The following is a 23,526-nucleotide window of genomic DNA, read 5'->3' as shown; positions in this document are numbered from 1 at the left end:
CGCCTCAGGCGCCGCGCCCGGATTTCGGATTTCTATCCCTCCGAGATACGCAGCCTGATCGTGCGCGACTCGGGGCGCAGCGCGAACTCGGGCCAGACGTCCGGTCCGCACGTCCGCGAGCCGAGACCGTGCTGGGCCGCGTCGACGATCAGATGACTCGTCGTCGAGTCGCCGAGTTCGAAGGGGTGCGCGGCGCGGGCGATCTGCTGGGGGGTGTGGCGGCTGAGGGTGAAGCCGGGGCGACGCCCCCGGGTGTCGGGAAGCACCTCGACGTGCAGCACCTCGGTGGAGCCGCTCGTCAGTGTCAGCCGGCGCAGTTCCGAGCGGTGTCCGGTCTCCTGGGGGCGTGCGTAGTCGACCGAGAGGTCGTGGACCGTGGCGGAGAAGCGGCCGGTGCGGCCCGCGCGGAGACTGTCGGGGTAGGTCTCCAGCGGACCCAGGCCGAACCACTGGGCCCCGTCGACGGGAGCCGTACCGTCGGGCAGTTCGAAGCGGACCCCGATCCGGGGCCACACTGTCTGCCAGCCACGCGAGGGTTCGATCTCCACGCGCAGTTCCAGCTCGCCGTCTTCGATCGACCAGATGGACTCCACCATCACGCACAGCGCGGAGTTCGCCGCGGAGACCTTGTCGAGGGTGCGCAGGGCGTCCGCGGTGTGCTCCACGGAGACGCGCCGTGTGGTCAGCCGGTCGAGGCCGTCGCGACGCCACAGGTCGGCGCTGGACACCCCGGCGACGCTGTCGTCGCTCTCCTCGACCCCGTCGGACGGGCTTTCGTCGTTGTCGGTCGGCGCGCGGAACAGCTCCAGACGCGGCCCCGTCACGGGGCGGCCGGCGAGACGCACGAGAGATCCGCCGGTGAACTCGGCGATTCCGAGCGACAGGGTTCCGTCGCCCGGTCGCCAGTCGGCCTGTGGCCGGACCGCGGGCACGGGACGCCGTGCCGAGCAGTCCAGTTGGGCCGTCGCGATCACATGTCCCTCAGGGGCCCAAGAAGTTGGCGCTGCCAGCGCCGCATCGATCGTGAGCCACGTCTCGGCATCGGGAGCGACGGCGACCTGGGGCAGCGACGCCCACTGCGACTCGCCCGCGGCGACGAGGGGAATCTCCAAGTCCCCGGAAGCGACGGGGATTCCGTCGTGCTCGACGCGCCAGCGGAAGCGCAGGTCGGACGTGTCGGCCGAGTGCCGCAGGTTCGTGACCGCGACCTTCTCGCCGTCGAAGACGAACTCGACCGGCTGCACGACCGCCTTGAACTCGTGGAGGCTGGGGGTGGGGACGTCGTTGCTCAACAGCATGCCGTCCATCACGAAGTTGCCGTCGTGCACGACCTCTTCGAAGTCGCCGCCGTAGGCGTAGTAGGGCTTCCCGTCCGGGGCCGTGGCGAGGATGCCGTGATCGCGCCACTCCCATACGAAGCCGCCGTGCAGCCGCGGATACTGGCGCACGAGTGCCTCGTACTGGTCGAACGCGCCCGGCCCGTTGCCCATCGCGTGCGCGTACTCGCACAGCAGGAACGGCTTGGTGCGCTGCCTGGCGCTCTGCGCGGGAGTGCAGTTCAGCAGTGCCGAGCGTGTGCCGTCGGAGCCGATCTGCTCGGTCTCCGGCACCGACGCGTACATGCGCGAGTAGATGTCGGTGTACTCGCCGGTGTAGTCGCCTTCGTAGTGCACGGGGCGGCCGGTGTCGCGGGCGTGGACCCACGCCGACATGGCGGCCAGGTTGCCGCCGGTCCCCGATTCGTTGCCGAGCGACCAGATCACGATGCTGGGATGGTTCTTGTCCCGTTCGACGGTGCGCCGGATGCGGTCCAGACACGTCTCGCGCCACGCCGGGTCGTCACTCGGGTTGCCGACCCAGTCGAGCTTCTCGAAGCCGTGCGTCTCCAGATCGCATTCGAGGACCACCCAGAAGCCGAGTTCGTCGGCAAGGTCGAGCAGCCGGGGATGCGGCGGGTAGTGGCTGGTGCGGATGGCGTTGATGTTGAACTGCTTCATACGCGCCAGGTCCTCGCGGGCGTGCTCCTCGTCGAAGACTCGGCCACGCTCGGGATGCGTCTCATGACGGTTCACCCCGTGGAAGACGACACGGCTGCCGTTGACCAGGAACTGGTCGCCGCGGATCTCGACCGTACGGAAGCCCACCCGCAGCGCGATGCTCTCCGCGGCCGTGGACACGGTGGCGTCGTACAGGCGGGGCCGCTCGGCCGACCAGGGCTCCACTCCGGTGACATCGAGGGGAGCCACGTCGGCAGGTGCGGCCCAGACGTGCTCCACACCGAGTTCGGGGATGCACAGGGTGACCGGGAACGCGGCCGCGTCGGCGGTGATCTCCGCTTCCACGCTTCCGCGCCCGTGGTCGAAGCCGGTCCGCAGCCAGACGTCCTCGATGCCTCCGGCGGGCCGGGCGATCAGGGTGACGTCGCGGAAGATGCCCGGCAGCCACCACTGGTCCTGGTCCTCGACGTAGCTGGCCGCCGACCACTGGTGGACCCGTACGGCGACGACGTTGTCGCCCGTGCGCACCGCGGAGGTCACGTCGAACTCGTGGGCGAGCCGGCTACCGCTCGCGCTGCCGATCTCGACGCCGTTGACCCACACTCGGAAGAGCGACTCGACGCCGTCGAAGCGCAGCACCACGCGTTCGGCGTCCGACCAGTCGGCGGGGACGTCGAAGTGGCGGCGGTAGTCGCCGGTCGGGTTCTCGTCCGGGACGTGGGGCGGGTCGATCGGGAACGGGAACTGGATGTTCGTGTAGATCGGCCGGCCGTAGGCCCCGTCACCCTCCAGCACCCAGTGGGAGGGCACGGGGATGCTGTCCCAGCCGTCGTCGACGAAGCCGTCGGCCGCGAAGTCCTCCGTCACCGACGCCGTGGGGGACAGCCGGAACCGCCAGGCCCCGTTCAGTGAACGCGAGGGTGTGTCGGAGTGCAGCCACGAGCGCGCCGGGCGCAGTGCTCCACGGCCTGGCGCGATGTCGGAAACATGGGGGGAGAGCTGGCTGGGCAAGAGGTCACAACTCTTTCTGTGTGTCACGTACGACGCTGATACGACGGGGCTCTACCGGAGTACGACTGTGCGGATCTCCCAGGCACCGATGGCGAGTTCGAGTTCGTTCGCCACCTGGGTACGGGAGAGGGAGCGGCCGAGCAGGTCCACGGTGGTGGCCTCGGAGAACGTGCCCGTCACACGGACGGTGGACGCGGTGTCGCGCATCGCGGCCAGCCGCAGCTCGGTGCCGGTCCCCAACTCGTCGTCGGTGACGCGGCGGATGCCGGACACGAGGACGTCCTGGCCGTCGACGTGCAACCCGGCTGTGTCGGGCGGCAGTTGGCCTCCGGCGGGCGCGGTCCCGCGCGTGACGAGTACGTCGTTGCGGAACTCCTCTGCGAGAGCGACCGCGTTCGCCCCGCGCCAGCCGGTCGCCGAGGGCACGACGGCGAAGCGGTTCTCGACGCGCATGCCGAGGTCCTGCGCACCCGGCGTGGGGATCTCGCTGGCCGCGGGTTCGTCGCGGAGAGGATGGATGTTGACGCTGATCGAGCCGATGGCACGCAGCAGGGTGACCGCGAGTTCGGTGCCGTCGCCCACGAGTTCGTACTCGCTGGAGTGGTCGAGCAGGACCGTGGCGGGGCCCGCCGACACGAACGTACTGGCCGGGAAGGTGGGCAACGGGTACTCGCCCCAGCCGCCCTCGGCGGTGAGACCGCGTTCGGTGACGGCGAACTGGCCGGCGGACGAGGACGTGGCCACCGGCTCGGGCAGCGGCACGTGGAAGCGCAGCCGGTGGTCCGCGGACTGGTTGAGGAACGAGGTCGAGACCCGTACGAACGGTTCACCGGCACGTACCTCCACGAGTGTCTCCACCGGTGTCGGCACGGTCCGTTCGTCGCGCAGATCGCGGTCGGCGGAGAGCGCGGCGGGCCACGCGTAGACGCGGGTGACCCGCAGCCGTGACCGCAGCGGGCCGTCCTCGAGAAGGTCGACGGTGATCTCCGTCGGGTCCGGGACGAGGAGGTCGTGCGCCGGGGGAGCGTAGTTGTAGCTGTCGCCGCGGTCACCGCCGTCGACGAGACGACCGACGCCGTTCAGCACGGTCCCGTCGGAGCCGGTGATGTCCAGCGTGCCGTCGGCGGCGACCGCGACCTCGACCAGGCCGTTGGAGAGCGTGCGGTCCGACGCTGTCGCGGGGTCGTACGACGTCGGTACGGCGGCCGTGTCCTCGCGCGGCTCGACCCGGAAGGCGGTCAGCCCCGAGGCGGGGACCTGCACGGGAACGAGTGCGGTTGCCCGGGCCTCCTCCACCGTCAGCACCCGCCACTCACCGGGATGCGCGGCGGCCGCGGCGGCGACCTCCCGGCGCAGGATGAGCAGGTCGAAGGGTCCGCTGGTGGGGACCTCCGCGAGGTGGAAGACGAGCTGACCGGGGGTGAGTTCGTAGCGGTCGATGAGACGGCCGAACAGCTCACGGCGGTGGATTCGACGCAGCACGCGTTCGAGCTGGGAGGCGTCCATGTGCTCGTCGCTGAGTACCGTCGGTGCCTCGGCGATCAGCTGAACGGGCTGCACCGATCCGTCGGTGGCGATCGCTGCCAGCCCTGTTCCCGCGGGCGGGGCGGCGACATCCACCTCGACCAGCGCGGTACGCCCGAACGGCAGCGGGTTGGCGACCAGGTGGGCGTCGCTCGGCACCAGGGCCGCCGGTTCGGCGAGCGCCGCGTCCCGCACGGCGCGAGCGGTCTGCGCCGCCTCCGCCAGGCGCGCGGCGACCTGGTCGCAGGTCTCGTCGGTGCCGGAGCCGACGACCGAGTCGTGCGCTGTCGACTCGATGATCTTGTGCCAGGCGAGGGAGAGGAACGGTGAGTCGTCGCGCCGGGACCACAGCGCGTTCATGCGCTCGGCGTGGTCGATCGTCCGCTCGGCGACCGCCATCCGCTGCTTGAGCCCGAGCCGTACGGAGAGCACGCCCGGCAGGATGTTGCCGCGCACATGGCTGCGCAGCTCCCCGGTGACGACGGCGGACACCTCGTCGCGCACGTGTCCCCGGATGTACTCGTCGAGTGTCGCGACGGTGATCGGCAGCTCGGCGCCGGACGCCTTGCGCAGCCAGGCCGCGAGCTGCGGGTCGGGCGCGTTGTGGTCGGTGCCGGCCATCGCCAGTACCGGATCGCCGCCCCACCGCTCGGACGTCATCTCCGCGTACTCGCCCAGCGCCCGGCCGATCCGGTCGGGCACCAGCAGGACGTCGAGGCCGTTGTCGTAGCCGTCGAAGAGGAACTCGGTGCGCACCTCGGAGCCGTCGGGCGCGCGCCAGCGGAAGGCGTGACCGTCGACGGAACCGGGCACCCCGCGCCACAGTGCCGCGTGCTCGATGCCGGCGCGGGCCAGGATCTGCGGCATCTGCGCGACGTGACCGAACATGTCCGGCAGATAGCCGATGGGCATCGCGCCGCCGAGCCGCTCCGCTGCCGCCCACCCCATCTGGAGGTTGCGCACGATGGTCTCGCCGGAGCAGAGGAACTCGTCGAGCAGGATGAGCCACGGGCCGATGGCGAGCCGCCCCTCGGTGACCAGGGCCACGAGCCGGTCGCGGTTCTCCGGCCGCATCTCCAGGTAGTCCTCGATCGCGGCCATCTGCCCGTCGACGGTGAACCGGAAGTCCGGGTTCGCCTCGGCCGTCTCCAGCACGGTGTCGAGGGCGGCGACCAGCCGGTGCCGGAACACCTGGAACGGCTCGTACCACTCCCGGTCCCAGTGGAAATGGGGCACGAAGACGGCGGAGTTGCTCATGGCGGGAGGAACCTTCTGTGCGGGCGGGGCGTACGGAGACAAGGAGCGGGCGCGGGCGGTCACTTGAGGGAACCGGCGGCGAGCCCGGTGCGCCAGAACCGCTGGAGGACGATGAACAGGATGATCACGGGCACGATCGACACCAGCGAGCCCATGATCACGGACTCCTGGAGAAGCGGGGTGCGGGCGGTCTGCCCGTTCCAGGTGAAGAGGCCGAGCGTGATCGGGAAGAGCTCCTCCTTCTGGAGCATCACCATCGGGAGGAAGAAGTTGTTCCAGATGCCGACGAACTGGAACAGGAAGATGGTCACCAGCGCCGGCGACATCAGCTTGAACGACACCGAGAAGAACGTGCGGAACTCGCCGGCACCGTCCAGGCGCGCGGACTCGATGAGTTCCTGCGGCACGGCGGCGTTCGCGAAGATCCTCGCGAGATAGACGCCGAACGGGCTGACGATGCTGGGCAGGAAGACCGCGAAGTAGGTGTTGACGAGTCCGACTTCGGAGAAGAGCAGGAACAGCGGCAGCGCCAGCGCGGTGCTGGGCACCAGCACACCGCCGAGAATCACCGAGAACAGGAACTCCCTGCCGCGGAAGCGGAACTTGGCGAGCGCGTAGCCGCACAGCGCCGAGATCAGGGTGCCCACGGCCGCGCCCAGCACCGCGTAGACGACCGTGTTGAGGATCCATCGGGCGAAGATGCCGTCGTTGAAGGTGAACAGGGTGTGCAGGTTGTCGAACAGCTGGAAGTTCGAGAACGTCAGGCCGCTGGTGGAGGCGAGATCGCCCTGAGGTTTGGTCGCCGCGACGATCAGGAAGTACAGCGGCAGCAGGAAGTAGATCGCCAGTACGAGCATCAGGGCCATGACGGCCGTACGACTCACGCGGCTTTCCTGCGAAGGGGGTCGATTGCTCACAGTCCCGCCCTCTTGGAGGTCAGTCGCATGAACCCGAAGCTCAAGACGAACGTGATGACGGCGATGACCACCGAAATGGCCGCGGCCTGCTGGTAGTTGTTCCCGACGGCCACGGTGTACGCGAGCATGTTCGGGGTGAACGTGCTGGAGATGTTCGAGGAGATCTGGCGCAGCACGGCCGGCTCGGAGTACAGCTGGAGTGTGCCGATGATCGAGAACACCGTGGTCATGACGATGGACGGGGCGATGATCGGGACCTTGATGCGCCAGGCGATTACCCAGTTGCCGGCCCCGTCGATCTTCGCGGCCTCGTAGAGTTCCTGCGGGATGGACTGCAGCGCCGAGAACATGATCAGCATGTTGTAGCCGGTCCACAGCCAGGTCGAGACGTTCGCCGCCGACCACAGCACGGCACCAGGGCCGAGGAAGTCCGGCTTCAGACCGATGGCGTTCAACAGGTCGACGACCGGGCTGAGTTGCGGCGAGTAGAGATACGACCACATGATCGCGGCGATGACGCCTGGCACCGCGTACGGCATGAACGCGGCTGTGCGGAAGAACCCCTTGAGCTTCAGCAGGTGGGTGTCGAGGAGCAGTGCCATCACCAGCGCGGTGAACAGCATCACGGGCACCTGCACGATGCCGAACAGACCGATGCGGCCGATGCTGGCCCAGAACTCGTCGTTCTGGAACACCTCGACGTACTGCTCGAAGCCGCCGAACGTCGTGTACGAGGTGCCGTACTGCCCGCCGGAGCGGCGTACCACGCGGAAGCTCTGCCAGAGCGCGTAGCCGATGGGCACCAGGTAGAAGAGAACGAACGGCAGGAAGAAGGGCGTCAGGAACGCGACGATGGTGCCGGCCCCGGGGCGGTGGTGACACCGCGTCGGTGGGGCGGGTGGCGATGTCGGTCATTCCGCGGTCACTTGCCCGCCGTGGCAGGGATCGCCAGGTCGTCCATCGACTTCAGAGCGGAAGCCTGGGCAGCCGCGAGGGCGCCGGTCAGCTTGCCGTCACCGGCCACCGCCTTGGCCATCGCGTCCTGCAGTGCCAGGTTCACCGTCTTCTGGGTGGGGCCCCAGCTGAAGTCGGTGTCGACCTTCTTGGACGACTCGGCGAAGACGTCGAAGATCTTCTCGTCGTTGTAGTACGGCACACCCTTGGCCAGCGCCGGAAGCTTCAACCCGTCGGTGGACGCCGGGTACAGACCGCCCACCTCGTTCGCCAGCGCGAGCGCATCGGGGTCGGTGTTGAGCCACGTGTTGAACTCGGCCGCCTCGTAGAGGTGCTTGCCGCCCTTCATGAAGGCGACGGTCGAGCCGCCCCAGTCACCGGAGTTGCCGCCCGTGCCCCAGGTCGGCATCGGGACGATCGACCACTTGCCGGCCTGGTCGGGCAGGTTGTCACGGATGCCCGTGTAGCCCCAGGCCGCCCCGAGCTGGGTGGCCATCTGGTCGTTCTGGTAGGCGGCGAACATCTGCGTCGACCCGTTGGCGAGGTCGGTGCGCACGAGCTTGTCGTCGATCAGCTTCTGCCAGTACTCGGCGACCTGCTTGCTCTTGTCCGACTCCACGGTGACGTGCCACTTGTCGTCGGAGTAGCTGTACATGTTCGCGTTGTTCTGCCAGAGGAGCCCGTTGAACCATTCGGCGTTGTTCGGGTCGAAGAACGTCATGGTGAGCTTCGGGTTCGCCTTGTGCAGCTTCTGCGCGGCGGTGGTGTACTCGTCCCAGGTCGTCGGAATCGGGACGTCGTACTTCTTGAAGATGTCGGTGCGTACGTACATGGCCATCGGGCCCGTGTCCTGCGGAAGGGCGTACACCCCTTCGCCGCCGAAGCTGGCCTGCGACCAGGTCCACGGCACGAACTTCGACTTGGTGCCGGCGGCCGTCTTGCAGGCCGTGGCGTCCACGAAGGCGTCCTGGGAGCGCAGGGTGGGCAACTGGTCGTAGCCGACCTGGGCGAGGTCCGGGGCCTTACCGGCCTTCAGGGCGTTGCCGATCGCGCCGTACTGGTCGTTGGAGATGTTCTTCGACTCGACCTGGATGTCGGGATGGTCCTTGTTCCACAGGTCGACGACCTTGTCCATGCCGTTGACGGTGTTCCAGTACTGGAGTGTGACCTTGCCCTTCGAGGGCTCACAGGATGCTGCGGACGACTCGCCCGACGAGTCGGACGACGAGCATCCGGCGAGTACGAGGACGCCGGCTGCCGCGGTGACGACGGCGAGGCGGATGCGCGTGACTGTGTTGCTCATATTTTCCGTTCCAGACAACGGCTAGCGACGGTGCTAGGCGGCTCGATGCTGATCCCTCGGGCGGAACGCCCTCTGGGTGGAAGGGACAGGACGCAACGGTGTCGGTTCAGGCGCCGAGCGCCGTGGCGAAGGGTGACAACAGAAGGGGCGAAAACACTGGTTATGGATACTTGTGAGCGGTCCCGTGAACGCTCACGGGAGCGCTCACGGGGATTCTCAGAGGTACTTCGCGAGATGCGATGCGAAGTGCTCGGAAGTCTGCGCTTCGGCGCGGTTCAATGTCAAGACATTCGATGCGGATGGGTTTCCGGCGGGTTACGCGGACCCGCTCGGCCGCAGCTCGGCATGCACGACCAGGTCCTCGACCGCGAGCGTGCGCGGGTCCGACAGCAGCCGTGCGACCTGCTCGATGGCGAGCACGCCGAGCTGCCGTGTGTCGAGGGCGACGCTGGTGAGCGGGGGCTCCATGAGCGCCCCGAGCTGAAGACCGTCGAAGCCGATGACCGCCAGATCCTGCGGCACGCTCCTGCCGAGCCGGCGGGCTTCCCGCAGCGCGCCGATCGCGATGATGTCGTTGAACGTGAAGACCGCGGTCACCTCGGGATGAGCGGTGAGCAGCTCCCTGAGCGCCGCTCCGCCGCCGTCGGCCGTCTGATCCGCGCCGACCACCATGCCCGCGTCGATCCCGTGCGCCGCCGCGGCCGCCGTGAACCACGCGTGCCGGATGCTCGGCTCGGCCCGGGCCTGGTGGTCGACCATGCCGATCCGGGTGTGCCCCTTCGCGACCAGGTGCGCGACCGCGGCGTGGACGCCCTCCCGGCCGTCGATCCGGATCGAACTGAACCGCGTGGACTTGCCCTCACGGCCGATGAGCACCACCGGCATGCCGCGGGTGAACGCCTCGAGTTCGCTGTCGGAGCAGCTGAAGTAGCCGATGACCGCGTCGACCTGCGAACTGATCACCTGGAGCGTGCCGAGCTCCTCCTCCGCCCGGTCGGCGGTGTCGTACACGACGACATGCCAGCCATGGGTCCGGGCGGCCTCCAGAGCGGAGGCCGCGACCTCGGTGAAGTACGGGTTGAGCAGATCGGGGATGACCAGCCCGATGGTCATGGTGTCCTGGCGGACCAGGCCCCGGGCGAACCGGCTCGGCCGGTAGCCGAGCGCCCGAGCGGCGTCCAGTACGCGCTGTTTGGTGTCGCTGTCGATCTCGTCCTTGTCGTTGAGTGCCCGCGAAACGGTCTGCCTGGACACCCCCGCGGACTTGGCGACGTCGTTGATCGTGACCTTCCGGGACTCCGCACCCGATGCCGACACCATCGCCCACCTCCTGCTTCTCGCGAACGCCGGTGCGCGCGCAAAGCCTGAGTATGCACGTACGGGGCTCCGGCACGACGCCGGGCCTTGGGCGAAGTGGCCGACTCCGGTCGAGGGGATGCGGTGGTGGCAGTCTTGGCACTAGATTTGGTGGCATGACTGCCATCACCGTTCGGATTCCGGACTCCATGGACAAACCGTTGCGCGATGCCGCGGCCGGCGCCGCCTCGCTGAACGAGTACATCGTCAAGGCCGTGCGCCGTCAGATGACCCTCGATGCCGCCGGCCGTCTCGCCACCCTGGAGCGCCTCGACCTCGATGGCGAGGGCGACGCTCTGTGACGATCCGCAAGGGCGACGTGTGGGACGTCGACACCGGCAAGGGCAACCGGACCGTGCTGATCGCCAGCCTCGACGGGCTCGCCGACCGGTACGGGGCCGTGGTCGCCCTGGTGCTGCACGCCCCCGCGGCTCATCCCGATACGGCGATGAGTGTGCGCCTGGCGACTCCGGTCGACGCCTCGGTCGTGGCCGTCAACCTGCTCCAGCTCTCCGCGGTCCGCTTCGAGACGGGCACCTGCCTCGGCAACATCGGCCCCGCGCAGCAGGCCCTGGTCGACGACGCGCTCCGGGCGGTGCTCGACCTGTAGCCCGTCTTCAGCTCGATGCCCTCGCTCGGGACACGTCCTCGGCGCTGTCCCAGCCGGAGACGAACCAGTCGACTTCGCCCGTGGCGGGATCGTACGACCGTCGTCGGATCGTGCCGATGTTGCCGCCGTAGACGTGGATGCCGACGGTTGGTTCGCTGCCGACGGCCGTGACGGCATGGACATCGTCGTCGGTGGTGCAGCAGACGGTCACCTGCCCCGGCGCCCATCGCGTCTCACCGGCCGGCGTCAGTGGCCCGCTCGCGGTGGACTCCGTCGGCTTGAGGTACCGGATCTCTTGTTCGGCGCCCGCGTAGATGCCGGCGACACCCCATGTCTCGTGCGAATGCACCTTGGTCTGCTGACCGACGTCCCAGACCACGGACGCCATCGACCAGCTGTCGTCGGGAGCGATGTACAGCGGATACGTCAGGTGACGCGCGGAGGATGCCCGCGTGACCTCCGGCGGGAGCCGGTAGCCGTCGGCCAGCAGAGCGGACAGCCGCTCGGCGACCCGCGCCGTGATCTCGTGCTCGTCGTCGGTGCTGCGCACCACGAGTCCCACGTCGTCGATGAAAGTCTTCAAGCGGTCGAACTGCATGGTGCTCTCCTCTGCGGGGTGCCTTCTGCGCGGCGCGCCGGGCGATGACTCGGTCCAGCAGGCTGTGGGGTGTGAGTGTGCGGCTGGGTGTACTGAACCCATGACCGCCAAGTCGATCAAGACGAAGTGCCGGGCAGGATCCGGTACTTGAGGTGGGTGACGCCCGGCGCCTCGACGGCACGGACCTGCTCGAGCCGCACATCCGCGTCGCCGAGGCTGTCGAGGAGGCGGGAGCCGCCGCCGAGCAACACCGGAACGACGTGCAGTTCGAGCTCGTCCAGCAGGCCCGCTGCCAGGTACTGCCGAGCGATCATGCCGCCGCCCCACAACATGACGTCCTTGCCGGCGGCGGCCTTCTTCGCCTGGTCGAGCGCGGACTCGATTCCCTCGGTGACGAAGTGGAACGTGGTCCCTCCCGCCATCTCCACCGGCTTGCGCGGGTGATGGGTCACGACGAACACGGGATAGTGGTAAGGCGGGTTGTCACCCCACCAGCCGGTCCACTGCTCGTCGCCCCAGGCACCTCCGCCGATAGGGCCGAACATGTTCCTGCCCATCACCGCGGCGCCGATGTTCTCGAGCGACTCCTCGAACACCGGTGTGCTCGCGTTCACCTCACCGCCCTGCTCGCCATGGGGCTGACGGAAGGCGGCCAGCGGAACCACCCAGTCGTGGAGTCCCTCGCCACCCTCCCCGAGCGGGTTCTCCTCGCTCTGGTTCGGGCCGGCGACGAAACCGTCCAGTGAGATCGAGATGTGACACCTGAGCTTGCTCATCGTGCCTCCTCAGTCGGCTCGGCACCGCCATCGGCGCCCTCACCAACGAGCATGGACCGAGGCACAGATGACGTCTAATGCCAGTCCTTCGAGGAACACATCGATATTCTTGATACGTGCTGAATCTGGTCCATCTCAAGGTGCTGGCCGCGGTGGCGCGGCACGGGTCCGTGACCGAGGCCGCGAGGGAGCTGCACTACTCGCAGCCGTCGGTGAGCCATCACCTGTCCCGCCTGGAGGCGGCCACCGGTGTCAAGCTTGTCCAGCGGGTGGGCCGTGGGATCCGGCTGACCCCTGAGGGCGAGCTGCTGGCCAACCGGGCCACCGAGATCGTGGGACGGGTCGACGCGGCGGCCAACGAGCTGTCCGCGCAGGTCGGTCTACGGACTGGGCGGGTGCGCCTCGCCGCCAACGCGTCCGTACTCAGCACGATCGTGCCGAAGGCGGCCGCCATGCTGACCGAGGCTCACCCGGGCCTCACGCTGAGCGTGATCGACCGTCATCCGGTCGAGGCGCTGCAGATGCTGCGGCACGGCGAGATCGACGTCGCACTCGTCTTCCGGTACGCGCACGCCCCGCTGGAGGACGAAGGGTTCCGCATGGTCCATGTGGCCGACGACCCGATCTACCTGGTGAGCCGGAGCCCCGACGACAGCGTCGCGAACCATCGCAACTCAGCCTGGATCGGCGGCTGCGAACGGTGCCAGGGCGAGCTGACCGCCGTCTGCCGGCACCACGGATTCGCCCCACGCATCGAGTCGGTCTGCGACGACATGGTCGTCGTACAGGCCCTCGTCGCCGCCGGTATCGGTGTCACCACCCTGCCCGGACTCGCCCTCCGCGCCCACCGCCTGCCCGACGTCCACACCACCGAGATCCCCGACTTCCCCCGCCGGATCTACACCGTCACCTACGGCGATCCACCCGACCCACCGGCCACCAAGGCGCTGATCCAGGCCATCCAGCTGGGAGGCCAGGGTGGTCAGGATGTGCCGGACGTGGGTTCTCAGTAGTGGCCGACTGGTCAGCGGCCGGTGGATCCGTCGATCTGCTCGCGGAGGAGGTCGGCGTGGCCCGCGTGTCGGCCGGTCTCCTCAATCATGTGCACCAGGACCCATCGCATCGACGGTGCCTGCCCTCGACGCGGGGGTCGCGGGGCGGGAAGTGCCAGATCGGGGCAGGCTTCGATGACCTGGTTCGCTCGCTCGACGGTCTTGCGGTAGTCGGCGAGCACACTGTCCACGGTGTCCTGAGCCGACGGCCGCATGGTCGTACGCCAGTCGCCGACCTCCTCACCGAGGAAGTAGAACCGCTCGACGAACGCCAGGTGCTTGACCAGCCCCAGAAGGTTGGTGCCCGAGGGCACTCCGCCCGTTCGGACCTGCGGTTCCGGCACACCCGCGGCCTTGTCCGCGACAGCGTTCCGCAGATAGTCGAGGAAGCCCCGCAGGGTGGCCTTCTCGTCGGTCCCGGTCAGCGGAGGTCCGGTGTCCTTCGCCCGGGTCCGGGATCGCTGCGAGTCATTTCCTGACATCGAGTCACTCCGTTCCGACGTGATGTCGTGTGGTGGGGGCGGTCATTCGGCGGTGCGCTGGACGAGCAGGACATTGTCGACGACCGTGGCCGTCTCACCAGCAGGTCCGGTGGCCCGGCGGCTGGGCATGTCGGCGCGCAGGACGGACCAGCGCGCGGGGTCGAGATCGAGTTCGGCGGCGGTCTCGGTGGGTGTGGGGTAGTGGATGTCGGGGTCCTGATTCCACGACCAGGGCGCGGTGGAGCCGTGGTCGACGATCAGCAGGAGACCGCCGGGTCGCAGGGCCCGGGCGGCGGTGCGCAGGACTTGGCCGCGGAGCAGGGGGAGCGGGGTGTGGAAGTACTGGGCGGAGATGAGATCGAACCGTCCGGCCGGGAAGCTGTTGGCCAGGTCGTGCTGTGCGGTGACGACCCGGTCCGCGATGCCGAGATCGCGGGCACGTTCCCGCACCCGTTCGACGGCCGTGGTGGAGATGTCCACGCCGGTGACGTGCCAGCCCTGCTGGGCGAGCCAGATGGCGTCGCCACCGGCGCCGCAGCCCACATCGAGGGCTGCTCCGTGGTGCAGTGGTGTGGCGGTCTCGGCGAGCAGCGGGTTGACGCGTGCGCCCCAGGCGCGCTGGGTGCGGTAGTGCCGCTCCCAGAACAGCTGGGCGTCCTCGTGCGCAGTGCCCTGGTCGCCCGTGGCGTCGGCGGTGGCCCGTCGGCTTCGGGTGGAATCCATCTAAGGTGCCCCTTCGTCGGCCGACGTGCCGAGCGTGATCCGATACGCACATCGGACGCCGGTGATGTACGGACAGCATCGGCATCGCGGTTTCGCCCTTGCAAGAAAAATTGCGGATCCGCATCATCGGGCCATGGACAACATGGACGACCCCGCAGGAGACGTTCTGGCCGGAGTCGGGCCGCGACTGCGTGCCCTGCGCCGGGCGCGGAGCGCCACGCTGGCAGCGCTGGCAGACGAAACCGGCCTCACGGCGAGCACCCTGTCCCGCCTGGAGAACGGCAAGCTCCGCCCCACGCTGGAGCAACTGCTTCCCCTGGCCCGGGCGCATGGCGTCCCGCTCGACGACCTCGTCGCGGCACCGCCCACCGGCGACCCTCGCGTGCACCTGCGACCAGTACGACATTCCGGGCTGGTGATGGTGCCACTGACCAGGCGGCCCGGCGGCATCCAGGCGTACAAGGTGATCCATCCGCCCGCCGGCCGAGCCCCCACGATGAACCTGCAGACCCACGAGGGATATGAGTGGTTCTACGTCCTCAACGGACAGGTCAGGTTCGTGCTCGGCGAGCAGGAGTTCCGGCTCGGCGTCGGAGAGGCCGCGGAGTTCGACACCCGCACACCGCACTGGATCGGCAGCGCCGACAGCCGGCCCGCGGAACTGCTCGCCCTGTTCGGCCCGCAGGGAGAGCGCGCACACCTGGCACCGTCCGGGCACTGACCATCACATCGGCCAAAGACTGCCCTGGATCAAGGGCCTGTACGTGGGTAAGCTGCACGTTCGAATGATCTTGGCTTGCCGAGGTGACAGCCCCTGTCTCCCACATCAATGTCCCCTGCAGACTGACCGGGACATTCACTCCGAGACCTGGGCCGCCACGTGCAAGCCAACCGCCGTACGGGAGACGCCAACACATGACCACGCCACCGTCGCAGCCCGGAGCGGAGCGGACCGACGGGGCGTCCGTCCGGATCGGCGCTCTCGTTCCGCTGACACGGCCTGGCTGGATCCAGGCGGGCCAACACCTGCTCGCAGGACTCGAGTTGGCCGTACGCGAAGTCAATGACACCGGCGGGATCGCCGGAAGGCCACTCGAGCTGGTGGTCCGGGACACCGCGGCCGATCCACAGAGGGCCGCGGCGGCCGTGGACGAATTGGCCGGCCTGGGCGTGGCTGCCCTGGCGGGGGAGTACCACAGCGTTGTCGCCCGCGCCGCTGCCACCAGGGCCGACGCCCTCGGCCTGCCGTTCCTCTGCTCGTCGGCGGTTCTCGACGCGCTCACCGAACAGCCGACGGAATGGGTCGCGCGACTCTCCCCGCCGCAGTCCCGCGGCTGGCAGGTCTATGCGGACTTCCTCCTCGCCGCGGGCCACAGTCGAATCGCCGTAGCAGCCCAGCCGAGCGTCTACTGGGCATCCGGGACCCGTATTCTGCGGGACTACCTCGCTCCACGCGGCGGCACCGTCATCGAACTCGACATGAGCGCGCTCGACGCCACGACCGTGTGCGACGAACTCGTCGAGAATCGCGCGACAGCCCTCCTTCTCCTGGTCGGCCACCCGGAACCGGCAGTGCCGATCGTCAAGTCCGTCCGCCGTGACCAGCGGCTCGCCGAGATCATGATCGGTGCTCCGGCCGGGCAACCGGAGTTCGCCGAATGGGCGACGCTGCTGGGCGACGACAGCGCCGCGATCCCGTTCCTGCGCTACCTGCCCGAGCGCCTCACTCCACTCGGTGTACGAGTCGAGGAGGCGCTCCGTGAGCAGCTGGCCGCAGCCCCCTCCTTCGTCGCCTTCGAGGGTTATGACACGGTCGCCGTCCTCGCCGATGTGCTGCGTTCCAACGGCGCGGACCGGGCGCGCACTGCCGAATCCTGGCCGCGCGTCGCAGTCGAAGGCACCCGCGGGCAGATCCGTTTCTCCCGCATGCCGGGCATCAGCGTTTGGCAATGGGCCGGGCCGCCAATCCAGGTCGTCGACCGGGATCCGGCAGAACTCGATCGCTTCCGGATCCTTCACGCCGCCTGACCGCCTGACCGCCTGACCGCCTGACCGCCTGACCGCCTGACCGCCCGACCGCCTGGCCGTCCGTGCGACCAGCGGCAGGATTCTGCCTCCCGTCAAACGTTGGGTGACCGGCAGCGGAGGTTCAACTCCCCGCCACCGTACGGCTGTGGCAGTTGAGCAGCGTACGGCCTGCCAACAGCCCCCGTCCTACGGAGTGTTCATGACTGCGGCAGAACAACGAAACCCCCTGCAAAGACGCGCGCTGTTGCGGGCAGCGGCCGCCTTACCCGCGGTCGGCGCGGCGGCTGCCGCCTTCGAGGCGACGCCGGCGCAGGCGTCCGCCGCGGCTCACTCAGGCCGGTTCGATCCGGAAAGCCCGCGCTTCGCGCTGGCCGTCCTCCCCGACACGCAGTACCTCTTCGACGCCGACAGCGCGGACCCGACCCCGCTGCGCGAGACCTTCCGCCATCTCGTCGCCGAGCGGGCCGAGGCGAACATCGCCTTCATGACGCACCTCGGTGACGTCACCGAGCACGGCACCAAGGACGAGATCGAACGCGCCGCCGACACCTTCCGGACCATCCACGGCAAGGTGCCCTACAGCGTCCTGGCGGGCAACCACGACATCAACTCCGGGGACGACCAGCGGGGCGCCTCCGCGTATCTCGCCGCGTTCGGTCCCGCCCGGTACGCGTCCATGCCGACCTACCGCGGCGCCTCGCCCGACGGCTACAACACGTACCACGTGCTGACTGCCGCGAGCCGTGCCTGGCTGGTCCTCGCCCTCGACTGGCGGGTGTCGGACAAGGGGTTGCGGTGGGCGCAGGGCGTCCTCGACGCGCACCCCACGCTGCCCGCCGTCCTCACCACCCATGACCTCGCCTGGTCGGACGACGCCGGCGAGGCACAGTTGTCGGACAACGGCAAACGCCTGTGGGACGGCCTCATCCGTGGCAACGACCAGATCTTCCTCGCGCTGGGTGGCCACTACTGGCCGCCGGGGCGCACGGTTCTGCGCAACGACTCCGACAACGATGTCCACGTCCACATCACCAACTACCAGGACCGCTACTACGGCGGAGCGGGCATGATCCGCACATACGGATTCGACCTGGTCCGCGGTGTCATCGATGTCGAGACCTTCTCGCCGTGGCTCCTTGCCCGTGATTCCGGGCAGCGGTCGTCCCTGGAGGCCGAGACCGTCGAACTGACCGGCCCCTCGGACCGGTTCAGCCTGAGCATCGACTTCGACGCGCGCTTCGAGGGCTTCGCCCCCGTCGTGCCGCCGAAGCCCCGACCTCCCGCCGCGGTGATGCCGCGCGGCACGGTCGCGTACTGGCGCTTCGACGCGTCCGGGACGGCCGCGGGAAGCCCGGTCGCGGACGGCACGGTCGTACGCGACCTCACCGGCCGCGGAAACGATCTGACCGTGAGTCGTCTGCACGCCAGCGGGCCCGAGGCGCTGACCTGGTCGGCCGACCACCATCCCGGTCAGCCGGCGCACGCGAGCCTGCGCTTCGACGGTGGCAAGAGCCCTGACCGCGGCGCGGTCCTGACCACCGCCGCCCAAGCTGACCTGAACGGGGAGAAGTTCACCCGCGGCTACACCATCGAGACCTTCATCAGGCTGCCCGACCCCTTCGAGGGCGACCACGCCTGGATGGGCATCCTCAGCTGGGAAGGGCGCAACGGTGACGCGGGCAAGACCACGGGCTGGTCCCCGTTGGAGCCCACCTGCAGCCTCAACCTCTCGCCCGAGCGGTTCCTCCAGTTCGTTGTCTATCCGCAGCGACAGGACGCCGACCCCACTTCCTGGAGCCATGCGGTGCCTGTGGGCCGCTGGATGCACATAGCCGTCGTCAACGACGGGCGCCGCACGGTCATGTACGTGGACGGCTCGAAGATCGCCCGCAATCCTTCTCAGCCGTCCACCGGCATCGCCACCCTCGGCAAGCCGTTCGTCATCGGTGCCACGCAGTTCGACGAGCGCTTCGGGCAGGGCTTCTACGGGTGGATCGGTGACACCCGCATTGTGAACCGGGCCTTGCCCGTACGGGAGTTCCTCACGCCGTTCGAGTGAGGAGCGTCGCTCGACCGACTCGGTGGGCCGGTCCCGCAGTGCACGCGGGATCGGCCCACTCGACGGCCAAAGAGCTGCCCGTGCTGCACCGCCGCACGCTCAGTAGATGAAGGGAACCAACTTGGCAGTCTTCTTGGAGTACTCCTCGAATGCCGTGCCGTACCGCTCGGCCAGGTACTTGTCGAGCGTGGGGATGTTCAGGAAGGAGAACATGCACGCCATGATCACCGGGATGGCCAGGGCCCAAGGGCTGCCTGTCACCAGGGCGAACCCGGTGAAGAGCACGACGTCACCGAAGTAGTTGATGTGCATGGAGTACTTGAAGAGACCCTCTGTGTAGAGCCTGCCCTTGTGCTCCGGCACCCGCTTCCACAGCTTGCGTCGGTACTCCGAGGCCGTGTTGAGGTACGAACCCACGACGTAGAGCACCACGCCGACCCATGCGAGCGCGCCCACGGAAGCGGTGTTGGTGCCGCCCAGGTAGGCCATCGTGCCGTGGATGACGACGACCCAGACCCCCACGGTCACGGCCTCCGACCATTCCATGCTGCGCTTGAGCATGATGAACGTCGTCGCGATGAAGCGCAGCAGGTAGACCGCCGAGAGCGTGAACAGCATCCCCCGGCGCAACGGTTCGGCCTGGTCCAGCCGCGTCCCGAACCAGTCCGCCACCGTGTCCGTCCCGCCGACGAGGAACCACCCCGCGGCCGCCACGGCCAGCGCGTTGCACGTGGTCACCAGAGCCTTGGGGCCGGTCGAGGCGTCGTACCCGCCGTACATCTTCGAGCTCGCTTTCTCTGAACTCCCTTGTGGGGGAAGGACCTTGTGTGACCGGACGCGATCAGGAACGGGCCTTCGCCAGGGTGCCTTCTCGGTCCACCTGCCCGGTCCGCTTCTTTCGAGTACCGCGCGTGCCGTTCGAGCCGCTGCCGCTGCCGCTGCCGCTGCCGTTGGTGTTGGCCGCGGCCAACGTCTCGTCGGTCGGCGCCTCGGCGGCAGTCGCTTCGGCGGTCTGCGCCGCAGATGTCTCCGAGTCCTGGGAGCGCGCTGCCGCCGCTTCCGCCTTGAGGCGGTCACGCATCTGCAGGAACTTGGCGTCCATCTCGTCGAGGGCGATGAACTTGTTCACACCGCGTTCGCTGACCTTGGGCTCCTGGCGGAGCATGATGCCCACGTCCTGGGGGTCCTGGACGTGCTTCTCCATGAGGAGAGAAGCACGCAGCACCCATGGCCTGAGCTGCTTGACGGGCACCATGGTCCGCAGTTGCGGGTACTCGTAGAGGCGCATGATCGCCAGCGTGTTCTCGTCGTCGATCGGAGTGAGCCAGGTGGTGATCTCCAGCAGGCCGGTCTTGACGTGTGTCAGGCCGGGAGCCTGATAGATGAGGTTGAAGTGCGATGTGTTGGCGGGATTCGCCTCCTCGCACTGGTCGAAGGTGGAACGAATCGTGGTTCCGTCCACTTCGACCCGCTGGTTGACGATCTTGTTCGCGGCCAGGTAGCGCTCGCGGCCGTCCATCCACAGCTTGCGCGCGGTGCCGTACATGAAGGTGTAGTCGATGTTGTTCGTCCAGTGATCCCGGTGCACGAAGGTCACGTGGTAGAACTCGAGGAGGCTCTCGATGTAGCGGGTGTAGTGGACGGGCCGGGTCCAGGAGATGGTCTCGTACGGCCGTGGGTTGCTCACGAGTTCGGAGGGCAGCTCGATCTCCGGGAGTCGCTCACGTTGGTCACCCCACCAGAGCCAGACCAGACCGTGCTGCTCCCACACCGGGTACGTCTTCAGTTTGAGCGACTGGGGGATCCGGGCGTCCGAACCGAGGGCGGGGACCACCTTGCACGTGCCCTCGCCGTCGAACCGGAAGCCGTGGTACGGGCATTCGACCGTGTTGCCCTTGAGCCGCCCGTCGGCGATGTTGGCGCCCTTGTGCGGGCACCGTGCGGTCTGGCAGACGAGGTTGCCGCCGAGGTCGCGCCACAGCACGAGCTCTTCGCCCATGCGCCGAACGCCCGTGGGCCTGTCGCGCTGTATGTCACAGGTCTGCAGGATCGGGTACCACTGATTGGGGATCATCTCGCTGCCTTCCTTGTGTGAACCGCGCCATGGCGGATGCGGCACGGTTCGCTGATGAGCGCTCAGCCCTCGACGACTTCGACGACGCCGGTGTCGCCGTCGACGACGATCATGTCGCCCGTGTTGATGCGCTGCGTGGCGTACTTGGTGTTGACCACGGAGGGCACGTTGAACTCCCGGGACACGATCGAACTGTGCGAGAGCATCGACCCGATGTCGGTGACCACTCCGCCGGCGATGGCGAAGAGCGGCGTCCAGGACGCGTCGGTGTAGCGGGTGACCAGGATCTCGCCGGGCAGGAACTCGTCGGCCTGCCAGACCAGGTCCTCCACGATGCGGGCACGGCCCACGATCCGCCCGGGGCTGGATCCGAGACCCACGAGGTGTGCGCCGTCGGCCGCCGGCCGCACCGCCCGGGTGATGTCGTGCTCTCCGATGAACGTGAGCGACGGTTCGGGCAGCCGGTTGTGGTACTCGTACAGGCGCCGTCGTTCGTCCAGTTCTGTGCGGGGGAACGACTCACGTTCCGTGGCGCCACCGGCCAGGTAGGCCCGGACGTCCTCGAAGTCGAGGAAGGCGACCTCGTCCAGGGAGTGCAGGACTCCTTCCGCGACGAGTCGCCGGCCCACCTCGTACACGACGTTCCTGACCAGCCAGATCGAGGTGATCATCGACATACGGGTGGTCTCGCGGAGCTCGCTGCACAGGCTGTACATCGTGATGACGGTTTCGAGGACCTTCCGCCTGTGCAGCGGCAGCTTCTCCAGCACCGTCCGGGCGTCGCCGTCCGCGAGCGCACGGCTGCGTCCCATGATGTCGTCGACGGAGAGCCCGTCGGCGGCGTAGCGGCGGATCATCTGGAAGATGTACGACGGGTCGTCGATCCAGCGCGGGTGGGTGAGCTCCATCTCCTGGCGCCCGCGGGTGCCGTTGGCCCGCAGGAAGGGCTTCATCTGCGTGTCCCAGAAGGCCAGGCCCTCGACATCTTGGCGCAGCCGCTCCTCGATCTCCTCCAGGGGGGCCTCGTTGATGATCCCCATGACGCGAGGCCTGGCCTTGGCGGCCTGGGCCACGCCCCAGATCTCCTGTGCCGACGCGACGGTCCGCAGACTCGACATGTCGGTCTTGATCCGGTTCTGCAGGTTGTCGCCGTCGGCACCGAGCCACTTCGCGCACAACTCCGTGAGGACGCCGTAGAACCCGAAGGCATTGATGTAGTACGGCATATAACCGACGTGCGCGTCGTGGAAGAAGCCGAGGTAGCGGGCGAGTTCCGCGTCGAGTTCCCGGCGGCTCATCCGCGTCAGGTCCAACTGCCGGGCACGGTCGAACTCGTAGAGCCGTACGGAGACCATCTCCTCGGCACGGTTCTTCATGCTCAGCATCTCGGTGGCGGTGGACTGCACCCAGTGAAGCGTGGAACGCAGGTCCTCCATGCCTCCGGGGAAGGTACCGAAGGGGTTCTCGTACGCGGCGAGGTCGACCTCCTCGCTGACGAAGCGTCGGGTGAAGTGCCGCTGGTCCCGGGTGGGCAGGCACTGACCGAGCAGGTAGGCCGTGTAGGAGATGTTCAAATACACATGGCCCTGGAGGTAGCCCATGTGGAGGCCGACGTCACCGGTGTCCCGCACGCCGAGCGCGGCGGCGCAGTCGGCGTGCACGTGCTCCTGGTAGTACTGCGCGAAGCTCATGCCGAGCGGTGACATCAGGCCCACGAAGATCTCGCCGATGTCCATCCGGGACCAGAGCGTGCCGTGCTGCACCTCGTCGGCCTGCCGGGCGACATACGGGCTGTGCTCCTGGTCCGTAGCCCTGTCCTGGGGGTGGGTGGTGATCGGCCTGGCCTGTAGGAGGTGGAGTGTGCCGTCGTGCATGGCCCACTCGATGTCCTGCTCCGTGCCGTAGTGGGACCGGACCTCGACCGCGAGGCCGGCGAGCTCGCCGAGTTGTTCCCGGGTCAGGCACGGTGCGTTGCGGTCGGCGGCGTCGACCTTGGTCATGCCGATCCGGCCGGGTGTGAGGGGCGCGCACTTGGTCACCTTGTACCGCACGTGTTCCTCGATCACCTCCAGTGTGCGGTCGTCGACGACGAAGAAGTCGCTGGACACCCGTCCGGAGACCAGCCCCTCGCCGAGACCGCAACAAGCCTCCACGACAAGGCGGTTGGGCCGTGCGCCGACGGGATCGACGGTGAACAGCACACCGCTGACGTCCGCGTGGATCATCTCCTGCACGATCACGGCGATGGAGCCCGTGGGGCCTGTTCCGTCGCGATAGGCGGCCGCGCGGTCGGACCACAGAGAGGCCCAGCAGACCTTCACCGCGTCGAGCAGCGCCTCGTCACCCGCGACGTCCAGGACGGTGTCGTGCTGTCCGGCGAAGGACTGGGCGGCGGAGTCCTCCCGGCACGCGGAGGAACGGACCGCGACCCTGGGCCGGCCGAGGTCCTCGTAGGCGGCGAGGATCGTATCGGCGATGGCCTCGGGCAGCTCCCGGGCGGTGATCAGCTCGCGGATCGTCGAGGTGTCCGCCGCGCGGGCCTCGGCGGCCCGGATCTCCGCGGCGAGGCCCGTCTCGCGCAGGAACAGGTCGAACAGGCCGGTGGTGAGGCAGAACGCGGGCGGTACGGGGAGGCCCGCCTCGATCATCTCGCTCAGCCGGGCGGCCTTGCCGCCCAGGGTCTCGGTACCGGCGCCGGGCGCGCGGCCGAGCACGGCCACGAGTTCGCGGTGCGGGGCGTTCGACGCGGTGTCGGAGAGGGCGGAGGCGGGGGTGTGTGCCGTTCGGGTGTCCATGATGAGGTCT

Annotated in this window: 19 protein-coding genes; 6 read left to right on the top strand and 13 right to left on the bottom strand. The window is 68.4% G+C overall.

Features of this window, described 5'->3' with window-relative positions; all coding sequences use genetic code 11:
• Window positions 1–32 precede the first annotated feature (32 nt).
• From JEQ17_RS02655 to JEQ17_RS02630, 6 genes are all read right to left on the bottom strand, one after another.
• Entirely contained in the window at window positions 33–3,008 is a 2,976-nt protein-coding gene (locus JEQ17_RS02655) for a glycoside hydrolase family 2 TIM barrel-domain containing protein (RefSeq protein ID WP_200393647.1), read from the bottom strand.
• A 51-nt stretch (window positions 3,009–3,059) separates the two neighbouring features.
• Complete coding sequence (locus tag JEQ17_RS02650; RefSeq protein WP_200393646.1) at window positions 3,060–5,789, bottom strand: glycoside hydrolase family 38 N-terminal domain-containing protein; 2,730 nt, start codon at window positions 5,787–5,789, stop codon at window positions 3,060–3,062.
• A 59-nt stretch (window positions 5,790–5,848) separates the two neighbouring features.
• Entirely contained in the window at window positions 5,849–6,655 is an 807-nt protein-coding gene (locus JEQ17_RS02645) for a carbohydrate ABC transporter permease (RefSeq protein WP_200401262.1), read from the bottom strand.
• Window positions 6,656–6,702: 47 nt separating this feature from the next.
• Entirely contained in the window at window positions 6,703–7,509 is an 807-nt protein-coding gene (locus tag JEQ17_RS02640; protein ID WP_407700033.1) for a carbohydrate ABC transporter permease, read from the bottom strand.
• Window positions 7,510–7,628: 119 nt separating this feature from the next.
• The gene (locus JEQ17_RS02635; RefSeq protein ID WP_200393645.1) at window positions 7,629–8,963 is read right to left on the bottom strand and encodes an ABC transporter substrate-binding protein; all 1,335 of its coding nucleotides are present in this window, start codon (window positions 8,961–8,963) and stop codon (window positions 7,629–7,631) included.
• 315 nt (window positions 8,964–9,278) lie between these two features.
• Complete coding sequence (locus JEQ17_RS02630) at window positions 9,279–10,283, bottom strand: LacI family DNA-binding transcriptional regulator (protein ID WP_200393644.1); 1,005 nt, start codon at window positions 10,281–10,283, stop codon at window positions 9,279–9,281.
• 152 nt (window positions 10,284–10,435) lie between these two features.
• Between JEQ17_RS02630 and JEQ17_RS02625 the strand changes: the two genes are divergently transcribed.
• Together JEQ17_RS02625 and JEQ17_RS02620 are read left to right on the top strand one after the other, a co-directional pair.
• On the top strand, window positions 10,436–10,621 hold the full coding sequence (locus JEQ17_RS02625; protein WP_200393643.1) for a hypothetical protein: 186 nt from the start codon (window positions 10,436–10,438) through the stop codon (window positions 10,619–10,621).
• The gene (locus JEQ17_RS02620; protein ID WP_200393642.1) at window positions 10,618–10,929 is read left to right on the top strand and encodes a hypothetical protein; all 312 of its coding nucleotides are present in this window, start codon (window positions 10,618–10,620) and stop codon (window positions 10,927–10,929) included. The genes JEQ17_RS02625 and JEQ17_RS02620 overlap by 4 nt, the downstream gene beginning before the upstream one ends.
• 7 nt (window positions 10,930–10,936) lie before the next feature.
• Here JEQ17_RS02620 and JEQ17_RS02615 read toward each other — a convergent pair whose 3' ends face one another.
• Complete coding sequence (locus JEQ17_RS02615) at window positions 10,937–11,527, bottom strand: cysteine dioxygenase family protein (RefSeq protein WP_200393641.1); 591 nt, start codon at window positions 11,525–11,527, stop codon at window positions 10,937–10,939.
• A 116-nt stretch (window positions 11,528–11,643) separates the two neighbouring features.
• The gene (locus JEQ17_RS02610) at window positions 11,644–12,303 is read right to left on the bottom strand and encodes a dihydrofolate reductase family protein (protein ID WP_200393640.1); all 660 of its coding nucleotides are present in this window, start codon (window positions 12,301–12,303) and stop codon (window positions 11,644–11,646) included.
• A 116-nt stretch (window positions 12,304–12,419) separates the two neighbouring features.
• Here JEQ17_RS02610 and JEQ17_RS02605 point away from each other — a divergent pair, with 116 nt between their 5' ends.
• On the top strand, window positions 12,420–13,316 hold the full coding sequence (locus tag JEQ17_RS02605) for a LysR family transcriptional regulator (protein WP_200393639.1): 897 nt from the start codon (window positions 12,420–12,422) through the stop codon (window positions 13,314–13,316).
• A gap of 11 nt (window positions 13,317–13,327) precedes the next feature.
• Here JEQ17_RS02605 and JEQ17_RS02600 read toward each other — a convergent pair whose 3' ends face one another.
• Entirely contained in the window at window positions 13,328–13,837 is a 510-nt protein-coding gene (locus tag JEQ17_RS02600; RefSeq protein ID WP_200393638.1) for a DinB family protein, read from the bottom strand.
• 42 nt (window positions 13,838–13,879) lie between these two features.
• A complete protein-coding gene (locus tag JEQ17_RS02595; RefSeq protein ID WP_200393637.1) occupies window positions 13,880–14,560 on the bottom strand; it encodes a class I SAM-dependent methyltransferase in 681 nt (226 codons plus the stop codon).
• A gap of 133 nt (window positions 14,561–14,693) precedes the next feature.
• Here JEQ17_RS02595 and JEQ17_RS02590 point away from each other — a divergent pair, with 133 nt between their 5' ends.
• From JEQ17_RS02590 to JEQ17_RS02580, 3 genes are all read left to right on the top strand, one after another.
• Window positions 14,694–15,281: a helix-turn-helix domain-containing protein gene (locus JEQ17_RS02590; RefSeq protein ID WP_200393636.1), complete on the top strand. Its 588-nt coding sequence runs from the start codon at window positions 14,694–14,696 to the stop codon at window positions 15,279–15,281.
• 194 nt (window positions 15,282–15,475) lie between these two features.
• Window positions 15,476–16,588, top strand: a complete 1,113-nt coding sequence (locus JEQ17_RS02585; RefSeq protein ID WP_200393635.1) for an ABC transporter substrate-binding protein — start codon at window positions 15,476–15,478, stop codon at window positions 16,586–16,588.
• 199 nt (window positions 16,589–16,787) lie between these two features.
• Window positions 16,788–18,647 (top strand): LamG-like jellyroll fold domain-containing protein, encoded by a 1,860-nt coding sequence (locus JEQ17_RS02580; protein WP_200393634.1) that lies wholly within the window; start codon window positions 16,788–16,790, stop codon window positions 18,645–18,647.
• Between the two features lie 99 nt (window positions 18,648–18,746).
• Here the strand turns inward: JEQ17_RS02580 and JEQ17_RS02575 are convergent, their stop codons facing one another.
• The 3 genes from JEQ17_RS02575 to JEQ17_RS02565 form a co-directional block, all read right to left on the bottom strand.
• Complete coding sequence (locus JEQ17_RS02575) at window positions 18,747–19,427, bottom strand: methyltransferase family protein (RefSeq protein WP_200393633.1); 681 nt, start codon at window positions 19,425–19,427, stop codon at window positions 18,747–18,749.
• A 61-nt stretch (window positions 19,428–19,488) separates the two neighbouring features.
• Window positions 19,489–20,721 carry an aromatic ring-hydroxylating oxygenase subunit alpha gene (locus JEQ17_RS02570; protein ID WP_200393632.1) on the bottom strand — a complete coding sequence of 411 codons (1,233 nt, stop codon included), beginning with the start codon at window positions 20,719–20,721 and terminating at the stop codon, window positions 19,489–19,491.
• Window positions 20,722–20,783: 62 nt separating this feature from the next.
• Complete coding sequence (locus tag JEQ17_RS02565; RefSeq protein ID WP_200393631.1) at window positions 20,784–23,516, bottom strand: PEP/pyruvate-binding domain-containing protein; 2,733 nt, start codon at window positions 23,514–23,516, stop codon at window positions 20,784–20,786.
• Window positions 23,517–23,526 lie beyond the last annotated feature (10 nt).

Origin of the sequence: Streptomyces liliifuscus (assembly GCF_016598615.1) — a bacterium.
GTDB classification, from domain to species: domain Bacteria; phylum Actinomycetota; class Actinomycetes; order Streptomycetales; family Streptomycetaceae; genus Streptomyces; species Streptomyces liliifuscus.
This window is presented reverse-complemented; position numbering and strand designations above follow the sequence as displayed.

What these genes read in the sequence shown, in the direction of transcription:
- JEQ17_RS02565 (WP_200393631.1), bottom strand. Translation starts at nt 23,516, where the DNA reads ATGGACACCCGAACGGCACACACCCCCGCCTCCGCCCTCTCCGACACC.
- JEQ17_RS02580 (WP_200393634.1), top strand. Translation starts at nt 16,788, where the DNA reads ATGACTGCGGCAGAACAACGAAACCCCCTGCAAAGACGCGCGCTGTTG.
- JEQ17_RS02610 (WP_200393640.1), bottom strand. Translation starts at nt 12,303, where the DNA reads ATGAGCAAGCTCAGGTGTCACATCTCGATCTCACTGGACGGTTTCGTC.
- JEQ17_RS02595 (WP_200393637.1), bottom strand. Translation starts at nt 14,560, where the DNA reads ATGGATTCCACCCGAAGCCGACGGGCCACCGCCGACGCCACGGGCGAC.
- JEQ17_RS02585 (WP_200393635.1), top strand. Translation starts at nt 15,476, where the DNA reads ATGACCACGCCACCGTCGCAGCCCGGAGCGGAGCGGACCGACGGGGCG.
- JEQ17_RS02575 (WP_200393633.1), bottom strand. Translation starts at nt 19,427, where the DNA reads ATGTACGGCGGGTACGACGCCTCGACCGGCCCCAAGGCTCTGGTGACC.
- JEQ17_RS02645 (WP_200401262.1), bottom strand. Translation starts at nt 6,655, where the DNA reads ATGGCCCTGATGCTCGTACTGGCGATCTACTTCCTGCTGCCGCTGTAC.
- JEQ17_RS02650 (WP_200393646.1), bottom strand. Translation starts at nt 5,789, where the DNA reads ATGAGCAACTCCGCCGTCTTCGTGCCCCATTTCCACTGGGACCGGGAG.
- JEQ17_RS02570 (WP_200393632.1), bottom strand. Translation starts at nt 20,721, where the DNA reads ATGATCCCCAATCAGTGGTACCCGATCCTGCAGACCTGTGACATACAG.
- JEQ17_RS02630 (WP_200393644.1), bottom strand. Translation starts at nt 10,283, where the DNA reads ATGGTGTCGGCATCGGGTGCGGAGTCCCGGAAGGTCACGATCAACGAC.
- JEQ17_RS02625 (WP_200393643.1), top strand. Translation starts at nt 10,436, where the DNA reads ATGACTGCCATCACCGTTCGGATTCCGGACTCCATGGACAAACCGTTG.
- JEQ17_RS02590 (WP_200393636.1), top strand. Translation starts at nt 14,694, where the DNA reads ATGGACAACATGGACGACCCCGCAGGAGACGTTCTGGCCGGAGTCGGG.
- JEQ17_RS02615 (WP_200393641.1), bottom strand. Translation starts at nt 11,527, where the DNA reads ATGCAGTTCGACCGCTTGAAGACTTTCATCGACGACGTGGGACTCGTG.
- JEQ17_RS02600 (WP_200393638.1), bottom strand. Translation starts at nt 13,837, where the DNA reads ATGTCAGGAAATGACTCGCAGCGATCCCGGACCCGGGCGAAGGACACC.
- JEQ17_RS02635 (WP_200393645.1), bottom strand. Translation starts at nt 8,963, where the DNA reads ATGAGCAACACAGTCACGCGCATCCGCCTCGCCGTCGTCACCGCGGCA.